2 protein-coding genes are annotated in these 1,663 nt (G+C 29.5%); one reads left to right on the top strand and one right to left on the bottom strand.

Features of this window, described 5'->3' with window-relative positions:
- Positions 1–960, top strand: a 960-nt coding sequence (locus A9G30_RS08450; RefSeq protein WP_081295768.1) for a glycosyltransferase family 8 protein, incomplete at its 5' end; no start/stop codon positions are given.
- Positions 961–1,013: 53 nt separating this feature from the next.
- On the opposite strand, the gene A9G30_RS08445 is transcribed toward A9G30_RS08450, so the two are convergent.
- Positions 1,014–1,663: sulfatase-like hydrolase/transferase (locus A9G30_RS08445; protein WP_176700876.1), on the bottom strand; the 650-nt coding region annotated here is incomplete at its 5' end.

Below are 1,663 nucleotides of genomic sequence, written 5' to 3'. Positions count from 1 at the left end.
CAACAAATTTATATTAGTAAAGTACAAAACTTTTCAAAATCAAATCAGCAAAGATCAGATATAATGCATATTGCATTAGCATTTGATGATAACTACGCAATGCCTGCTGGAGTGACAATTTCCTCTGTTATTTATAATAACCCAGATGCATGTTTATGCTTTCACCTATTTGTGGATAACATATCTCCGAATAATTTGAAAAAGTTTAAGCAATTAGTAAGTAGTGCTTGCACGATAAAAATATATTATTTAAATAGCAATTTTCAGATTAATTCGGAAACATTAGTTTTAGGTTATTTATCTGCTATGTCATGTGTTAGGTTTATTATTCCCGATGTTTTAAAAGATCAAACCGATAAGTTTTTATATCTTGATAGTGATATTTTATGCCTAAAATCAATTAGTAAACTATATAATTCAGCGTTAGAAAATTATGTCGCTGGCGTAATACCTGATGATAGTGTGATGAGGGATACTATAAAAGATTTATATCAAATCAACTTTGATAGATATTTTAATGCCGGTGTTTTGCTAATAAATACTCAACAATGGGACATGAACAATATGACATCTTTGTGTATGAATATGATAAATGATGGAAATATTTATCGGTTTGCCGATCAAGATGTTTTAAATATTTTATTAGAAAATAAAACTCGCCTTCTGCCGATTAAATATAATACAAAAATTCATATAACCACTTCCTGTAAAGAAGAACAGTTAATAGCGCCCTATACAGTATTATTGCATTATGTGACTGGATATAAACCATGGTATCAAACGTTTGATTCTAAATTGTTCAAAAAATATTTTGATTTATCGCCTTGGAAAGCAACAAAACGACCTTTATCTTTAAAAAAGTCGTGGTTACGTCATTACGCCAAATATTGTTTGAAAAAAGGAAAAATTATCACCGCCTTGAAGTTTTACTCGTTTTATTTGTCTAAGAAATTGACATGATTTTTTAGACACACCAAATCTAGTATTATTCCCAAAAAGAGGTAAAAACAATGTCAGTGCTGATATTGTTTTATGAAAGTTTGGTACTCATATGATTGCCCATCCACTGATAATATTAAATCGTTTTCAATAAAAGATTGATCTATGCTAACGGAGTAGCCGAGTAATTTACTTAATAAGTAAACAAGATTAGATGTGTTTATCATTTTAGTAGGATTACGATAGTTTTCAATTTCTAGACATGGGTAATTGTCATAAGTCGAGTACATCATCAAAGGGATTTCAAACTGGTTGCTAAATTCTTTTGATTGTCTTAACAGGCCATGTCCTAGATTAACAATTTCTCCATGATCAGGGGTATAAATTAGAATAAAATTATCCAATTTTTCTTTCAAAATCATATAAATTTGTTTTATGACTCTATCTGTATGATGGATAGTTAAATCATATTCATCGCCATTGGGTAAGGTTAAAATATCTGACTCGTCGTAGCCAAGTTTATAAGGTTTGTGGCTTCCAGCTAAATGGATAACTATAAAGTTCTTTTCATTATCTTGAAAGTTAGTTTCAACTAATTGCTTTGGTAGAGCTAGGTCATCATTTAAACCTTCAATAAAAATATTACTTAGTTTTGCTATTATGGAGTATTTACTACTATGAGGACCTGATTCACGATTTTTTGATATCCATATAGAATTATAAT

Source organism: Gilliamella sp. Fer4-1, from assembly GCF_001690515.1.
Classification (GTDB): Bacteria; Pseudomonadota; Gammaproteobacteria; order Enterobacterales; family Orbaceae; genus Gilliamella; species Gilliamella apicola_C.
Note: the sequence above shows the minus strand (reverse complement) of the source record. Positions and strands in the feature narration are given on the sequence as shown.